The sequence below is a fragment of the Deinococcus sp. YIM 77859 genome (assembly GCF_000745175.1).
In the GTDB taxonomy this organism is placed as follows: Bacteria; Deinococcota; Deinococci; order Deinococcales; family Deinococcaceae; genus Deinococcus.
In genome coordinates, this window is record NZ_JQNI01000002.1 from 257,639 (window position 1) to 272,500 (window position 14,862).

General features: G+C 65.7%; 15 protein-coding genes (1 of these 15 running past the window's edge). All 15 read left to right on the forward strand.

What is annotated here, in order from left to right:
* Window positions 1-39: 39 nt before the first annotated feature.
* Window positions 40-987, forward strand: a complete 948-nt coding sequence (locus tag EI73_RS01485; RefSeq protein ID WP_051935370.1) for a hypothetical protein — start codon at window positions 40-42, stop codon at window positions 985-987.
* A 53-nt stretch (window positions 988-1,040) separates the two neighbouring features.
* A complete protein-coding gene (locus tag EI73_RS01490) occupies window positions 1,041-2,174 on the forward strand; it encodes a sugar MFS transporter (RefSeq protein ID WP_034387479.1) in 1,134 nt (377 codons plus the stop codon).
* A gap of 126 nt (window positions 2,175-2,300) precedes the next feature.
* Window positions 2,301-2,789 carry a GreA/GreB family elongation factor gene (locus EI73_RS01495; protein ID WP_034383435.1) on the forward strand — a complete coding sequence of 163 codons (489 nt, stop codon included), beginning with the start codon at window positions 2,301-2,303 and terminating at the stop codon, window positions 2,787-2,789.
* Between the two features lie 60 nt (window positions 2,790-2,849).
* A complete protein-coding gene (gene lysS, locus EI73_RS01500) occupies window positions 2,850-4,400 on the forward strand; it encodes a lysine--tRNA ligase (RefSeq protein ID WP_051935371.1) in 1,551 nt (516 codons plus the stop codon).
* A 186-nt stretch (window positions 4,401-4,586) separates the two neighbouring features.
* On the forward strand, window positions 4,587-5,915 hold the full coding sequence (locus EI73_RS01505; protein WP_231557252.1) for an ROK family transcriptional regulator: 1,329 nt from the start codon (window positions 4,587-4,589) through the stop codon (window positions 5,913-5,915).
* Window positions 5,912-7,144 (forward strand): ABC transporter substrate-binding protein, encoded by a 1,233-nt coding sequence (locus EI73_RS01510; protein WP_034383438.1) that lies wholly within the window; start codon window positions 5,912-5,914, stop codon window positions 7,142-7,144. Before EI73_RS01505 ends, EI73_RS01510 begins: the two co-directional genes overlap by 4 nt.
* 86 nt (window positions 7,145-7,230) lie before the next feature.
* A complete protein-coding gene (locus EI73_RS01515; RefSeq protein ID WP_034383440.1) occupies window positions 7,231-8,355 on the forward strand; it encodes a carbohydrate ABC transporter permease in 1,125 nt (374 codons plus the stop codon).
* On the forward strand, window positions 8,352-9,212 hold the full coding sequence (locus EI73_RS01520) for a carbohydrate ABC transporter permease (protein ID WP_034383443.1): 861 nt from the start codon (window positions 8,352-8,354) through the stop codon (window positions 9,210-9,212). The genes EI73_RS01515 and EI73_RS01520 overlap by 4 nt, the downstream gene beginning before the upstream one ends.
* A 120-nt stretch (window positions 9,213-9,332) precedes the next feature.
* Complete coding sequence (locus EI73_RS01525) at window positions 9,333-10,481, forward strand: HAMP domain-containing sensor histidine kinase (RefSeq protein ID WP_034383446.1); 1,149 nt, start codon at window positions 9,333-9,335, stop codon at window positions 10,479-10,481.
* A gap of 377 nt (window positions 10,482-10,858) precedes the next feature.
* Window positions 10,859-11,194, forward strand: a complete 336-nt coding sequence (locus tag EI73_RS01530) for an NADH-quinone oxidoreductase subunit A (protein WP_034383449.1) — start codon at window positions 10,859-10,861, stop codon at window positions 11,192-11,194.
* An 85-nt stretch (window positions 11,195-11,279) separates the two neighbouring features.
* The gene (locus tag EI73_RS01535; RefSeq protein ID WP_034383452.1) at window positions 11,280-11,816 is read left to right on the forward strand and encodes an NADH-quinone oxidoreductase subunit B family protein; all 537 of its coding nucleotides are present in this window, start codon (window positions 11,280-11,282) and stop codon (window positions 11,814-11,816) included.
* A complete protein-coding gene (locus EI73_RS01540) occupies window positions 11,804-12,415 on the forward strand; it encodes an NADH-quinone oxidoreductase subunit C (protein ID WP_034383455.1) in 612 nt (203 codons plus the stop codon). The genes EI73_RS01535 and EI73_RS01540 overlap by 13 nt, the downstream gene beginning before the upstream one ends.
* 20 nt (window positions 12,416-12,435) lie before the next feature.
* Entirely contained in the window at window positions 12,436-13,647 is a 1,212-nt protein-coding gene (nuoD, locus tag EI73_RS01545; protein ID WP_034383458.1) for an NADH dehydrogenase (quinone) subunit D, read from the forward strand.
* A 102-nt stretch (window positions 13,648-13,749) separates the two neighbouring features.
* The gene (gene nuoE, locus EI73_RS01550) at window positions 13,750-14,361 is read left to right on the forward strand and encodes an NADH-quinone oxidoreductase subunit NuoE (protein ID WP_034383460.1); all 612 of its coding nucleotides are present in this window, start codon (window positions 13,750-13,752) and stop codon (window positions 14,359-14,361) included.
* Window positions 14,358-14,862, forward strand: the 5' portion of a protein-coding gene (gene nuoF, locus EI73_RS01555) for an NADH-quinone oxidoreductase subunit NuoF (RefSeq protein ID WP_034383462.1). The gene runs 836 nt beyond the window's last position; 505 of the gene's 1,341 nt are visible here — the first part of the coding sequence; it begins with the start codon at window positions 14,358-14,360; its stop codon lies beyond the right edge, outside the window. The genes nuoE and nuoF overlap by 4 nt, the downstream gene beginning before the upstream one ends.

Below are 14,862 nucleotides of genomic sequence, written 5' to 3' on the forward strand. Positions count from 1 at the left end.
CAGGTGCCTCATCGCCCCGCCATCCTTTTGAAAGCCGGCATGCTGGCCCTGAGCCTCGCTGCCACCGCCGCTGCCCAGACGAGCCCCCCGCCCTCGCTGCGGCTTCCCGCCAACTACGGTCCCCGCCTCGGGGGAACGGAGCTGGTTGTTGGACTGGATGGAGGCGTGAGCTTTGGCGTGCGGGCCTTCCCGCTGCCCGTTCAGCCGGATGTGCGTCTGGTGCTGGTCAGGCATCCCCGTTACTGGGAATACGGTGTCTACACCCGACTGGATGACACCAGCCTGGCGGCTGGGGTGTTTGACAACGGGCTGAACGCGGCGCGGGGGATTCCTCGGCTAGAAGTCCGGCATGACCCCTGGCGGGGTGTGCAGTACACCGGTCTGCTGCAAGGGAGCGGCTACCACTCGCGCTTCAGCGCTGGGTATGCCCTGACCACCCTGAGGGACCGAGTGCGCGTCCTGAACAATGTGGGCGTGGCCTACCAGGGGGAGGTGGCCGCTCCCTACACCCAGAGCGAGGTGGGAGGCGGCTACGAACGGACGTTGGGCAAGGTGAACGTGGGTTTGGCCAGCACCGCCCGCCTGTATACCTTTCCGGTGCAGAAGCAGGCGCAGGGAAGCGTAGACTTCTCGGTGCGCGCAAGCGTGACGCCTGCGGCGGGGCTGACGGTGTCCGCCTCGCACTTCGAGCGCTTTGTGGCTGGACGGGTCGCCATTCCTGACTTCGGGCTGGGCCGCTACCAGGAGACGAACGCCAGCGTCACCTACCGCCTGCCCGTGCGCGACACGGCGAGTGTCTTTGGCGTGGGGGCCGTCCGCAGCCGGGTCACCCACTACTGGCAGGAGGACCGAACCGACCTGTGGAACGACGTGCTCTTCCGCGTCCAGGCCCTCCCGAGCCTCGTTGGGGCCGGCATCGGCTACGAGTGGACACGGGACGGTCAAAGCAACAAGTGGCTCTTTAGCCTGGTCTTTATGCCGCGCTAGGGGAGGGAACGCGGGCCACTGCGCCCCGGCGAGCTGTGCTACGCTCCCGCAGCGTGAGTGCCCTTCGCCCCGCCCTGCCGCTGACTGCTCCCTTGCTCGTGCCGGGTGGGGCTGCGTTCCTGACCCTGGGCGTGCTTCAGGCGATGTACGGGGCCGCCTTCCCACTGTTTCAGGCGCGGTACGGCGTCGGCGCGGCGACGGTCGGCCTGATCGCGAGCGCGCACTTTTTGGGGTCGTCGGTCGCTCCGCCCCTGGCTGGGGTGGCCCTCACGCGCCTGAGCGTGCGGCGTGTGGTGGTGGGCAGCCTGCTGCTGCTGCTCACCGGTGTAACGGGCGTGGCCCTGGCTCCGGCGTGGAGCCTGGCTGTGGCGGCGGCGCTGTTGGGCGGGCTGGGCCTGGGCGGCATGAGTGCAGCGCTCAACACGGCCTACGCGGGGATCGGGACGCGGGCGGTGAACCTGGTGAATGCGGTGTTCGGGGTGGGAAGTATCCTGTCGCCGCTCCTGGTGGCCACGCTGGGTTCCCGGTCGCTGGCACTGCCGTTCCTGACCGTCGCGGGGCTGGGGCTGGCCACGCTGCTGCTGGTCCGGCTGTGGGGTGTGCCCGCCCTGCCGGCCTCCGGCGCTTCGGGAGGGGCCGTGCGCCCCGGCCTGCCCCTGCTGCTGTTCGCCCTGCTGCTCGCCACCTACGTGGGGCTAGAAGTGGGCTTTGGGGCGTGGTTGGCCCGTCACCTCAGCGCCCTGGGCTTTGCCGCGCCCGCCCTGATTCTCAGCGGCTACTGGGCGGGCCTCACCGCCGGTCGCGTCCTGACCGGGCTGTTTGGGGCCCGGGTGCCGCCGCCCGTGCTCGTTCTGACGGCGGCTGGCCTCACGACCCTCGCTGCTCTCACCGCGGCGGTGCCCGCGCTTGCCCCCGCCGCGTATGTGCTCGCGGGAATCACCCTCGGACCGGTGTTTGGCACGGTGCTCGCCTGGATGACCCGCTGCCTTCCCGCTCGGCAGGTCCCTGCCCTGCTGATTGCGGGGTCTCTGGGGGGCATGCTGGCGCCTGCGGGACTGGGCGCGCTCGTCGCCCGCAGCGGGGCAGGCTGCGTGCCCCTGGCCCTGGCCGCCCTGGGGCTCGTCTGTACAGTTCTGGTCCTGCTAACCGCGCGCGTCACCCGCGATTTGGGAACGCGCGCCGATTGACCCGGCGGGATCAGGTGCGGCCCGTTACATTTTCTTGCCACCCCAGCGGGCGTGTGGCAGAATGCCCTGCAATTCTCAGAACACCCCTTTCCCCCCATTCCCACTTCCCGGCAACGGAGGACAGCAGTGGTACAGGCACCCAGGCAAGTCAGACTCACCCGTGAAGGCCATGAGCGCCTCCAGCGGACCCTGGCCCAGGAACAGGCTCGGCTCGCAGAAGCGACCCGCATCCTGCAAGAACAGATGGAAACCAGCGCCGACACCGAGGATACCGGTCTGGAGGACGCCAAGCGCGAGAAGATGAACATCGAGGCGAGGATCGAGGAACTCGAAGAGACCCTTGCCCGCGCCACCATCATCGAGGACCATGAAAACGAGGGCACCGTTGAGCTCGGCGCCATCGTGACCCTCACCAATGAGACCACCAAAAAGGATATGCGCGTTCAGATCGTGAGCGCTCCCGAGGCGGCGGTATTGGGAGGCACCCTTCCGCGCATCAGCGAAGAAAGTCCGGTTGGGCGCCAACTGATGGGCCGCAGGACCGGCGAGACCTTTGTGGTGAACCTCGAAAACGGCAAGCAGGTCAAGTACCGGGTCACGAACATCGAGTACTAGGCGCCGGGGGCGAGGGGCTGGAGCAGAGCCTTCTGTCTCCAGCCCCCTATACTTCCCCCCATGTCGAACGATGCTCCTCACCCGGATGCCCGTTATGCGGGCTTGCATGAGCAGACTGTAAGCCGCCTACGAAATCAGGAGGCGCTGCGCGAGGCGGGGTTTGAACCCTATCCCTACCGTTACCCACAGACGCACCATACCCTTGACGTGCTGGCGGCCCATCCTGCGGCCCAGCCGGGAGAGGAGTGGCCGGAAGAAAGCTACGCGTTAGCGGGCCGCGTCACGCTGATGCGGCACATGGGCAAGGCGGCCTTTGCGGACCTGCAGGACGAGCAGGGCCGAATTCAGCTTCACTTTTCCAAACAGGACACCGCAGCCTTTGACGCGACGAAGAAGATCGATCTGGGCGATATCATCGGCGTGACGGGCTTTCCTTTTGTCACGAAGACCGGCCAGCTCACCCTGCGGGTCAAGAGCTGGCAGCCCCTTGTCAAGAGCCTGCACCCCCTGCCCAGCAAGTTCCACGGCCTGCAGGACGAGGAGCTGCGTGCCCGCCGCCGCTACCTTGACCTGATGGTCAACCCCGAGCGGCGCGAGGCGTACCGAACCCGCGCGCGGGCCATTCGCTACATCCGCCGTTTCCTGGACGAGCGGGGCTTTATGGAGGTGGAGGGGCCGACCCTCCAGGTCGTGCCGGGCGGGACGGAAGCCAAGCCCTTCAAGACCTTTCACAACGCTCTCTCGCACGAGTTTTCCCTGCGCATCAGCCTGGAGCTGTACCTCAAGCGCCTGCTTGTCGGCGGCTTCGAGCGGGTGTACGAGATCGGCCGCAACTACCGCAACGAGGGCATCGACCGCACCCACAACCCCGAGTTCACCATGCTGGAAGCGTACTTTGCCTACGGTGACTATGAGGACATGATGCGCCTGGTCGAGGAGATGCTCTGCGGCCTGGTCACCGAGCTCAAGGGCGAACCTCGCCTCACCTACGGGGGCAAGGAGGTGGATTTCAGCCTGCCGTTTCGCCGCTTGGACTTCGTGACGGCGCTTCGGGAGGCGGCTGGGCTGGACTTTGATCCCACCGATCTCGCCCGGCTGCGGGCCTGGGCCGACGAGCGGCATCCCGAGCTCCGCAGGGTGCCGGAGTACAAGCTGCTGGATAAACTCTTTGGCGAGTACGTCGAACACACGCTGATCAACCCCACCTTTGTGACCGACGTGCCGCTGGCGATCAGTCCCCTGGTCAAGGCGCACCGCAGCCGCCCCGGCCTCGCCGAGCGCGCCGACCTCTTTGTCGCGGGCTTCGAGCTCGCGCCGATCTACAGCGAGCTGAATGACGCCCTCGACCAGCGGGCGCGGTTCGAGGCCCAGACGCAAAGGCGTGAGGCCGGGGACGAGGAGGCCCATGAGCAGGACGAGGACTTCCTGCTGGCCCTGGAATACGGCATGCCGCCCGCTGCCGGGATGGGCATGGGGATCGACCGCCTGGCCATGCTCCTCACCGACAGCGACTCCATTCGGGACGTGCTGCTCTTTCCCCTGCTGCGGCCCGAGAGTCAGAGCCGCTCCGCAGAGAAGAGCGGCGAGGAACCCGAGCACCCAGACCAATAGACCAAGAGCACGGGGCCTGGTCGGCGAGCCCAGGCCAGGCCCCTCCGACCCCCGCTATTCATTTGTTCATTTGACAAACAAAATTGCGCAGGCGCAGTATGCAGCCACCACCAAGACGCTTCTGACGGCGCTTCGGCACCGTGTTTCCCCTGGTTTTGTTCCTGGTCCACCCCTGTTGGAGTTCTTGTGACGTACGCCCTGCCTCTTCCCGATACGCTTGACCTGGCTGCCATTCGGGTCCGGCATACGCTCCTGCTGCTTGGACGGCTGTGGCAGGGACAACGGGCTCGGGTGGACCTGGCACGGGAACTGGGCCTGTCGCGCAGCGCGATCAGCTCCATCGTCGCCGAACTGATTGCGGCAGGACTCGTTCGCGAGGTTGGCCCGCGAGCGGGAGGGCGGGAAGGCTACGGACAGGTGGGCCGGCGCGCGACCCTGCTCGCCCTGCACACCCGCGCGGCCTACCTGCTTGCCGTGGACCTGGGGGCCAGTCATGCACGGGTGGACCTCCTCGATCTGCGCTGCACCCCCTTGGCAAGCCGAACCGTTTCTCACGACATCCTGAGTGGTCCGGCCGCCACGTATGAGCTCTTGGCGGGGCTGGCAGAAGCGGTGCTGAAGGAGGCGGACGTGCCCCGCGAGCGGGTCGCGGGGGTGGGTGCGGGCGTGCCGGGTCCAGTTGATTACGCAACAGGGTGCGTCGTGCAGCCGCCCAACATGCCCGGTTGGGACGGCGAGAACGTGAAGGCGGGTCTCGAAGCGGCCCTGGGCTTGCCGGCCTGGGTGGACAACGACGCGAATCTGGGTGCCCTGGCCGAGGCGCGTTTTGGCGCGCACCGCGGAGCGAGCGACCTGATCTACGTGAAAGCGGCGACGGGCATCGGTGCGGGTGTCCTGCTGGGCGGGCGGCTACACCGCGGTGTTCGGGGGGGAGCGGGCGAGATCGGCCATATCAGCATCAATGAGCAGGGCCCGGTGGGCCGCAGCGGCAACCCCGGCAGCCTGGAGAGTTACGCGGCGGCGCAGGTGCTGTTGGCAGCGGCCCAGGCCCGCCGCGAGGCGGGAATGCTCACCGCCCTGCCTGATCCCCCTACGCTGCCCGATCTGATCGCCCTGGCCAATGTGGATCCGCTGGCACGTGCTGTGTGGGCAGAGGCTGGACATCACCTCGGCGTGGCGATCAGTACTGCGCTCAACCTCTTTAACCCCAGCGTTGTGATTGTCGGTGGGCGGCTCGCACAGGCGGGAGACGTGTTCCTACAGGCCGTTCGCACGAGTGCCCTCAGCCGTACCCTGCGCATCAATGCGGGCGGCACGCGCATCGATCTGAGCACCCTGGGCGCGGATGCCGGGGTACTGGGCGCGGGCGCTATGCTGCTCGATCATCTGCTTACGCCGTGTGGTCTGCGCCACCTGTACCGTGTCGCGGCTGTAGGTCGGGGGCCACCCGGCACCCTGCCTGCCGCCGCACTCGCCCCGACCCCACGTTCTTTCTCCCCTGGAGGAACCCTATGAAAAAAGTTGTGCTTATGGCTGCGCTTGCTCTCTCGTCCACCGCTTCTGCTGCTGGGAAGCTGGAGATTTTTTCCTGGTGGTCCGGCGATGAAGGCCCGGCCCTCGAAGCCCTGCTGAAGCTGTACAAGCAGAAGTACCCCAACGTCACGGTGGACAACGCGACGGTCTCGGGCGGTGCGGGCACCAATGCCAAGGCCGTGCTCAAGACCCGCATGCTGGGCGGCACGCCCCCCGATTCCTTCCAGGTGCACGCGGGGCAGGAGCTGATCGGCACCTGGGTGGTCGCGGGCCGCATGGAGGACTTGAGTGGGCTGTTTCAGTCTGAAGGCTGGAACAAGGTGTTTCCCCGGGACGTGATCGAACTGCTCTCTGCGCGGGGCGGCATCTGGAGCGTGCCGGTGAACGTGCACCGCTCCAACGTGATGTGGTACAACCCCGCCAAACTCAAGGCTTGGGGCGTCACCCCGCCCAAAACTTGGAATGAATTCTTGACGACCTGCGCCAAGCTCAAGGCCAAGGGTGTCGCTGCGCCCCTCGTCGTCGGGGAAAACTGGACGCAACAGCACCTTTGGGAAAACGTGATGGTCGGGACGCTGGGGGCGCAGGGCTGGAAGGACCTGTGGGCGGGCAAGCTCAAATTCACCGATCCCAAGGTACTGGCGGGCTTTACCACGTTCGGCAAGGTGCTCGACTGCACCAATAAGGATGCCAGCGGCCTGAGCTGGCAACAGGCGGCCGACCGAATCGCAGACGGAACGAGCGCCTTTAATGTCATGGGCGACTGGGCGGCGGGGTACTTCACGACCACCAAGAAGCTCAAGCCCGGAACCGGCTTCGGCTGGACTACGGCCCCCGGTACGAGCGGCACGTTCGTGATGCTGGCCGACTCCTTTGGGCTGCCCAAGGGAGCCAAGAACCGCACCGAGGCCATCAACTGGCTCAAGCTGCTGGGCAGCAAACAGGGCCAGGACACCTTCAACCCCCTGAAGGGCTCCATCGCCGCGCGACTCGACAGTGACCTCAGCCGGTACAACACCTACTCGAAGAGCGCGGCAGCCGACTGGAAGAAGAGCCGGATCGTTGGCAGCATGGTGCACGGCGCGGTCGCTCCCGAAAGCTTCACGAGCGCTTTCGGCGCCATCATCGACCAGTTCGTCGCCAGCCGAAACGCGCAGGCTGCCGCTGCAGCCGCCCAGCAACTGGCGAGCCGCGCTGGCATCGGCAAGTAAGCAAAATAATGGGTGGGCCGCCGGTGGAGGGAGGAGCGTCTTCTCCCACACCTGTGGCCCCACCGTTCGAAAGGAGGTGACCTCACCTGAAAGGCCTCTCCCGTGACCGCTGGTGGTCCGTCCTGGTGTTGTTGCCCAGCGTGCTGCTGCTGGCCGTATTTGTCTATGGATTTATCGGGCGCACCATCTACGTCAGTCTGACCGACTGGGGGAACGATCCCGCACAGGCCCTGGCCGCTACCCCCATCATCCGCTGGGTGGGGTTGGCCAACTACCAGGATCTGTTTACCGGATTTCTTCAGGTCCGTTTTCGGCAGGAACTGGTGAACACGATCTTCTTCACGGTGTTTTTTATTCTGGGCTGTCTGGGTTTGGGCCTGGGCCTGGCGCTGCTGCTTGACCGCAATCCGAAGGGCGAGGGGCTGTGGCGCACGCTCTTCCTGTTTCCCATGAGCCTGAGCTTTATCGTGACGGGCACCATCTGGCGCTGGATGCTGCAGCCGCAGGGGGGGCTCAACCAGTTCCCGACCGTGTTCGGCCTTCCGCCCGGGAGCTTTGGCTGGCTGAGCAGCACCGACGCCATCTGGCAGTTTGACTGGAACAAGCTCCCGCTGCTCACGGCTGTCGTGGTCGCGCTCGTGCTGGTGTGGCTGGCTGTGCGGGCACTGCGCGCCGCTGACCGGGCCCGGGCCGTCATCTCGGGGCTTTGCGCCGCGCTGCTTCTGGGCTGGGCACTGTTCGTCGGCCCAAACGTCAAGATCCTGCCCGCGCCCGAACTCCACGGCTTTAACCTCGCCCTGATCGGGATCATCATCGCCGCTGTCTGGCAGATGAGCGGCTACACCATGGCCCTCTACCTCGCGGGGCTGCGCGGCATTCCCGAGGAGCTGCGCGAGGCGGCCCGTGTGGACGGTGCCAGCGAGGTGGGGATGTACCGGCACGTGGTCTTTCCGCTGCTTTCGCCCATCACCCTCAGCGCGATGATCATCCTGGGGCACATCAGCCTCAAGATCTTTGACCTCGTGTACGCCATGGCCGGGCCGGACAACACCTATACCTCCGTGCCCGCGCTGAACATGTACCTCACGTCCTTTCGGCAAAACCAGTTCGCGCTGGGGGCGGCCATCGGGACCATCCTGCTCATTCTGGTCGCGGTCGTGATTGTGCCTTACCTGCGCAGCGCCTTCCGCAGCGAGGAGGGTCACGCATGACCACCACCCTGCCCACCACCACGGCTGCTCCCACCTCGCGCAAGGGGAGAGTGGGCCGCATCGGGCTGTACGTGCTGCTGCTGCTCGGAGCGCTATTTTTCCTGCTGCCGGTCTACCTCCTGGTCGCGACGGCCCTCAAGACGCCGGACGCGATCAACCTCGCCACCACCTGGCAGTGGCCGCGTGTGCTCAACTGGCAGAGCTTTGTGGAGGCCTGGGCCAAGGTGGGCGGCAACCTCGGCAACAGCCTCTTTCTTGCCGTCACATCCACCATCCTCGCCGCGCTGCTGGGGTCACTCAACGGCTACGCGCTCTCCAAATGGAAGTTCCGCGGTGCCCATTTCCTCTTTGCGCTGATGCTGTTTGGGATGTTCATTCCCTATCAGGCCGTGCTGATTCCCCTCTTCCAGTTTGTCAAGGCGCTGGGCCTCTACGGCAGCATCTGGGGCCTGATCCTCGCGCACGTCGTGTATGGCCTGCCCATCACCACCCTGATTTTCCGCAACTACTACGCGGAGGTGCCCGATGCGCTGATCGAGGCCGCCACCATCGACGGCGCGGGCTTCTGGAGCATCTACCGCCAGGTGGTTTGGCCGCTGAGCCTGCCCGCCTTTGTGGTGGTGATTATCTGGGAGTTCACGCAGGTCTGGAACGAGTTTCTGTTTGCCGCCACCCTCACGAACACCAGTTCGCAGCCCGTCACGTATGCCCTCTCGCAGCTTGCGGGCGGCCAGGCGGTGAGCTGGAACCTGCCGATGGCCGGGGCTATTCTCGCGGCGCTGCCGACCCTGCTGGTGTACATCCTGCTGGGACGGTACTTCGTCCGTGGCCTGCTGGCTGGGAGTGTCAAGGGGTAGACAAAGAGGACAAGAAGGCCTTCCGGCACGTCCTTGCGCTGAGGGCGTGCCGCGTGCTTTGAGCGGCGTGGACGATGCAGCAGAGGAGCTGGCCTTCCCGCGATAGACTCCAGCTATCCCATGCCCATTCCCCATGTTCCGGTGGTGTTTGTTGTGTCCCCTGACTCGACCCGGGCGGAACGGCTCGCGCCTCTACTTCAGGAGGCGGCTGTGTTGGCCATCGCCGACGCCGAGACGCTGCTGCGAGAAGCGCATGTCCATCCCCCCGCGGTGGTCCTGCTGCACGCCGACACACCGGGCGTCCCGCTCGCGGAGGTGCTGCCCTTTCTGCGCCAGCGTGCGGAGCTCGCAGGCACCTACTGGCTGGCGGTGGGCCGGGACCTGGAGCCGCTGTTGGCGGCGGGGGTGGACGCCCTGATGGGAGACGAGATGCCGGTGGGCACCCTCGCCCTTCAGGTTCGTACCCTACTTGCCCGCGCCGTTCAGCACCGTGACCTCGAAAGCCGTCTGCAGGGGCTTCAGCGCCGTTTAGAAGACTGGGAACACGAGGAACGCGTGCGTGACCAGCTTGTGCATATGCTCGTGCATGACCTGAAAAACCCCATCACGGCGGTGCTGGGCCTGCTGGAAGTCGTCGAGGATGATGACCGCGTACCCGACGACGCCCGCGAACTTGTCAAGGTGGCCCGCGACGAGACCGGGCACCTGCTGCACCTCACCGTGAATATGCTCGATGTGCGCAAGATCCAGGCGGGCAAGATGCGCCTGCGCCCCGAGCTGGTGTTTAGCCCCATGTTCGAGGAGATCATCGAGCAGGCACGCGGCGACGTTGGCAGCGGCCTGCGTGACCGGCATGTCTCCGTCACCGTCTTGCCGGACCTCAGCCCCACCCGGGCCGACCCCGACATTCTGCGCCGCATTCTGGCCAACCTCATCAGCAACGCCATGAAGCACACGGTCACCGGTGGCCTGATCGAGGTGCGTGTCTGGCAGAGGGACGAAGAGACGTATGTCACCGTTCGCGACGACGGTGAGGGAATTCCCGCAGAAGATCTCCCGAACCTCTTTGCCGCCTTCGAGCAGTCCCGCCTGACCCTGCACGGCCGTTTTGACACCGGTATGGGTCTGGCCTTTTGCAAGCTGGCCGTCGAGCAGCATGGCGGGCACATTTGGGTTCAGTCCGAGCGTGGCCGGGGCTCCACCTTCACCTTTACTCTGCCCCTTGCCCACGACAATGACGATGACGACTTTGCCGAGCTGCTGAGCTGAGGAAGAAGGCCGGCACAGCTCTAGGGTGTTCTGCCGGTGCCCTGCAGGCCGTTACGACGAAGCCAGGAGTGAGGGCGGAAGCGGTGGTGCCCAGGGCAAGCAGCAAAGCGACAAGTTGTTTCATGCCCCCTGCCTCGCGGGCGCAACCTTGCGGCACTCCCCCTGCGGCTCCGCCGTTCTGCCGTCCTCGAGGGTTGTGTGTCGCCTGAGACGTGTTTTCGTGCTAGAACAGTGGCGTACCACAAGTCGGTCGCAGATTCGGTTCGTCAGGTCCGCGTCTCTTTTTTTCAACCATCTCGTGCGTTTTTTCACGAGCTATGAGGAGAGGAGACAAGGGCAGAAGGGAGACTCCCATCGAGTACGCGAATTTCGTCGTCATGCTGCTGGTCGCGTTGGGGATTGGAGTGCTGGCGGTCATTGCCTCCGCCCTGCTGGGGCCCAAAAAGGCCACCCGCGCCAAGCTGATGGCCTACGAGAGCGGCAACGACCCCCAGGGTGGGGGCGTCGGCACCGACCAGCGCTTCCCGGTTCATTTCTACCTGGTGGCCATGCTGTTTATCGTCTTCGACATCGAGACGGCCTTTTTCTACCCTCTGGCCGTCGCCTACCAGAAGCTGGTGCCCTTCGTGTTTTTCGAGGCCGTGACCTTTGTCGCCCTGCTGCTGGTGGGCTACTACTACATCCTCAAAAAAGGGGTGCTGGAATGGACGTGAGGGAGGCGGGGGACCGGGCGCGTGGGGGCCTTGGCCGGTCTCTGCTCCCGGACGTACGAGGCCGCAAAGCGGAGGTTGTGTCTTCATGGCCCTAAAGGAACTTTTTGACCGCGACTGGCAGGAACTCGAATCCGAGGGCGTTCTTTTCAGTACGCTGGAAAAGCTGGTGGCGTGGGGGCGCAGCAACAGCCTGTGGCCCGCCACCTTCGGCCTGGCCTGCTGCGCCATTGAGATGATGAGCAGCACCGACGGGCGCAACGACCTCAGCCGCTTCGGCTCCGAGGTGTTTCGCGCCTCGCCCAGGCAGGCGGACGTGATGATCGTGGCCGGGCGGCTTTCCAAAAAGATGGCGCCGGTCATGCGCCGGGTCTATGACCAGATGCCCGACCCCAAGTGGGTGATCAGCATGGGTGCCTGCGCGAGTTCGGGCGGCATGTTCAACAACTACGCCATCGTGCAGAACGTCGACCACGTGGTACCGGTGGACGTGTTTGTGCCCGGCTGTCCGCCTCGTCCCGAGGCCCTGATCTACGCCGTGATGCAGCTTCAGAAAAAGGTGCGCGGCGAGGCGTACGACGAACGCGGCGAGCGGCTTCCGATGGTGGAGGCATGGACGCGATGACGGGGAGCCGCCGTGACGTGACGGCCCTGCTTGCCGAGCTGGGGCTGCTGGCCGAGGACAGCGCCGAACCCACCGCCACCGTTCCCGCCGAGCGCTTGCGGGTGGTGGCGCAGGCCCTCAAGGAACGAGGCTTTATGCTGCTCGATACCGTCGGGGTGGATTACCTTGCCTACCCCGAACCCAGGCCGGCGCGCTTTGCCGTGCTGCACAACATCTACCACCCGGAAGATCACCGCCGCCTCTTTCTGCGGGTATGGCTGGATGAGGGGCAGCCCGTGGACAGCCTGTACCCGGTGTGGCGCGCGGCGAACTACCTGGAGCGCGAGGTGTATGACCTTTTCGGCATCGAGTTTGCTGGTCACCCGGACCTGCGCAAGATCCTCACGCCCGACGACCTTGAAGGCCACCCCCTGCGCAAAGATTTTCCCCTGGGGGAATCGCCCACCATGTTTCGCGAAGGCCGCTTTATCGATCCTGCTGCCTTCCGCGCGGGCCTGAGCGGGCAAAACCCCGGCCTCACCGGTTGGCGCGGCGAGTTCCGGCGTGGCGAGCGGGGTGACCGCGTGCCGCCGGTGCTGCCGGAAGGGGGACCGAAGTGAAGGGTACCGGAGGTGCTCACATGACGGCAGAACCCCTGTCTTCCCCTCCAGAGGGCGCCCTGCTGCACACCGAGATCATGAGTCTGAACGTGGGGCCCCAGCACCCCTCCACCCACGGTGTGCTGCGCCTCGTGGTGGATATGGACGGTGAGCTCGTCACGAGGGTTACGCCGCACATGGGCTACCTGCACACGGGCTTTGAGAAGACCTTTGAACACCGAACCTACCAGCAGGGCGTGACCTATGCGCCGCGCACCGACTACCTGCACTCCTTTGGGCACGAGCTCGCCTACGTCCTGAGCGTCGAAAAGCTGCTGGGGGCCGAGGTGCCCGAACGCGCGACCACCGTGCGGGTGATTCTGCACGAACTCGGCCGCATTCACTCGCACCTTGTCTTCGTGGGGACGGGTCTGCTCGACCTCGGCGCGCTCACTCCCTTCTTCTACGCCTTCCGCGAGAAGGAGGCGGTGCAAGACCTCTTCGAGGCGGTGTGCGGCTACCGAATGAACCAGGGCTACTTCCGCGTGGGCGGCCTCGCGCGCGACATCCCGGAAGACTGGCCGGCCCGCGTCGCCGCCTTCCTCGACACCTTCGAGCGCGGAGTGGACGAGTACGAGGCGCTGTTTGCCCAGAACCCGATCTTCCTCGACCGAGCGACGGGCGTCGGTGTGATTCCCCGTGACGTGGCCATAGACCTGGGCCTCACCGGGCCCAACCTGCGGGCCTCGGGTGTGCCCCTCGACCACCGCAAGGCGAACCCCTACTGCGGCTACGAGACGTACGACTTCGAGGTGCCCTTTTCCACCGCCGGAGATAGCCTGGCCCGCTTTCAGCTCCGGCTGCTGGAATTTCGCGAGAGTGCCAAGATCGTGCGGCAGGCCCTGAAACGCCTGGCCCCCGGTCCCATCAAGGACCCCAACCGCAAGATTTCGCTGCCGCCCCGCCCCGAACTCGAAACGAGCATGGAGGCGGTGATCCACCACTTCAAGCTCGTGACGGAAGGCTTTCACCCGCCCGCCGGTGAAGTGTACGTGCCCACCGAATCGGCCCGCGGCGAAGTGGGCTACTACATCGTCTCGGACGGCGGCTCGATGCCCTACCGCGTCAAGATTCGTGCGCCCAGCTTCGTGAATCTGCAAGCCCTCGAGTACGCCTGTGTGGGTGCCCAGTTTGCCGATCTGATCACCATCCTGGCGACGATTGATCCGGTGCTGGGCGATGTGGACCGGTGAACGGTTTGAGGGGTGAGCCGTGAGGAAGGCGGCCTCTTCGCTGTTGTCTCTGCTGCCTTTCTCTCACCCCTGAGTTCTCCCTCGCCCCTAAGGAGAGGCACTTTGAGTTACTTCGCAGACAAACCATCCCTCCTCGCAGACATCTTTTCTCGCTATCCCGCCACGCCCCAGGGCCGCCGCTCGGCGCTGATGCCGCTCCTGCGTGAGGTGCAGGACGCCGAGGGCTTTGTATCTGAGGCGCGCCTGGCCGAGATCGCCCAGCTGTGCGGGACGACGGCCACCGAAGTCCGCTCGGTGATGAGCTTCTACTCGACCTACCACACCCTGCCGACCGGGCGGTATCACCTTCAGGTCTGCTCGACGCTGATGTGTGCGCTGGCCGGAAGTGACGAGCTGTGGGACTACCTGGTCTCGGAGCTTGACGTGGTTCCCGGCGAGGTGACGCCGGACGGGCGCTTCAGCGTGCAGAAGGTGGAATGCCTGGGCTCGTGCGGGACGGCCCCGGTCGTGCAACTGAACGACGAGGGCTACTACGAGCAGGTCACCCGAACGAAGTGTGATCGCCTGCTCGCTGCCCTGCGGGCGGAGACGCCGCCCCCGCCCGACCATCCCGTTCCCGTCACCGTGCGCGAGGACGGGCGGCAGATGCTGGCCAGCGGCGAACGGGTCGGGGCGAGCGTCGCGGACCTCGTCCCCCTGGGAGGTGAGGCGTGACCGTCGCGGAACCGGCCCCCAAGCCCATCACCAGTGGCAAGGATCCCCGCTTTGCCCCCACCCTCTACGCCCATGTCGGGCAGCCGGGCAGCTGGACGCTCGACTATTACCTGCGTCATGGGGGATATCAGGGCGTGCGGCGCGCCTTTGCGCTGGGTCCAGACGCCGTCATCGAGGAGGTCAAGAAGTCCGGCCTGCGCGGGCGCGGCGGGGCGGGCTTTGCCACCGGCCTGAAGTGGTCCTTTATGCCGCTCAAGGACGGCAGGCAACACTACATCATCTGCAACGCCGACGAGTCCGAGCCGGGCTCTTTCAAGGACCGTTACCTCCTTTCGGAAGACCCGCACCAGCTCATCGAGGGGATGCTGATCGGTGGGTATGCCATGCGCGCCTCCGTCGGCTACATCTACATTCGCGGCGAGTATGTCCACGCCGCCAAGCGGGTATGGGCCGCGATTCACGAGGCGCGGGCAGCGGGCTACCTCGGGCGGAATGTGCTGG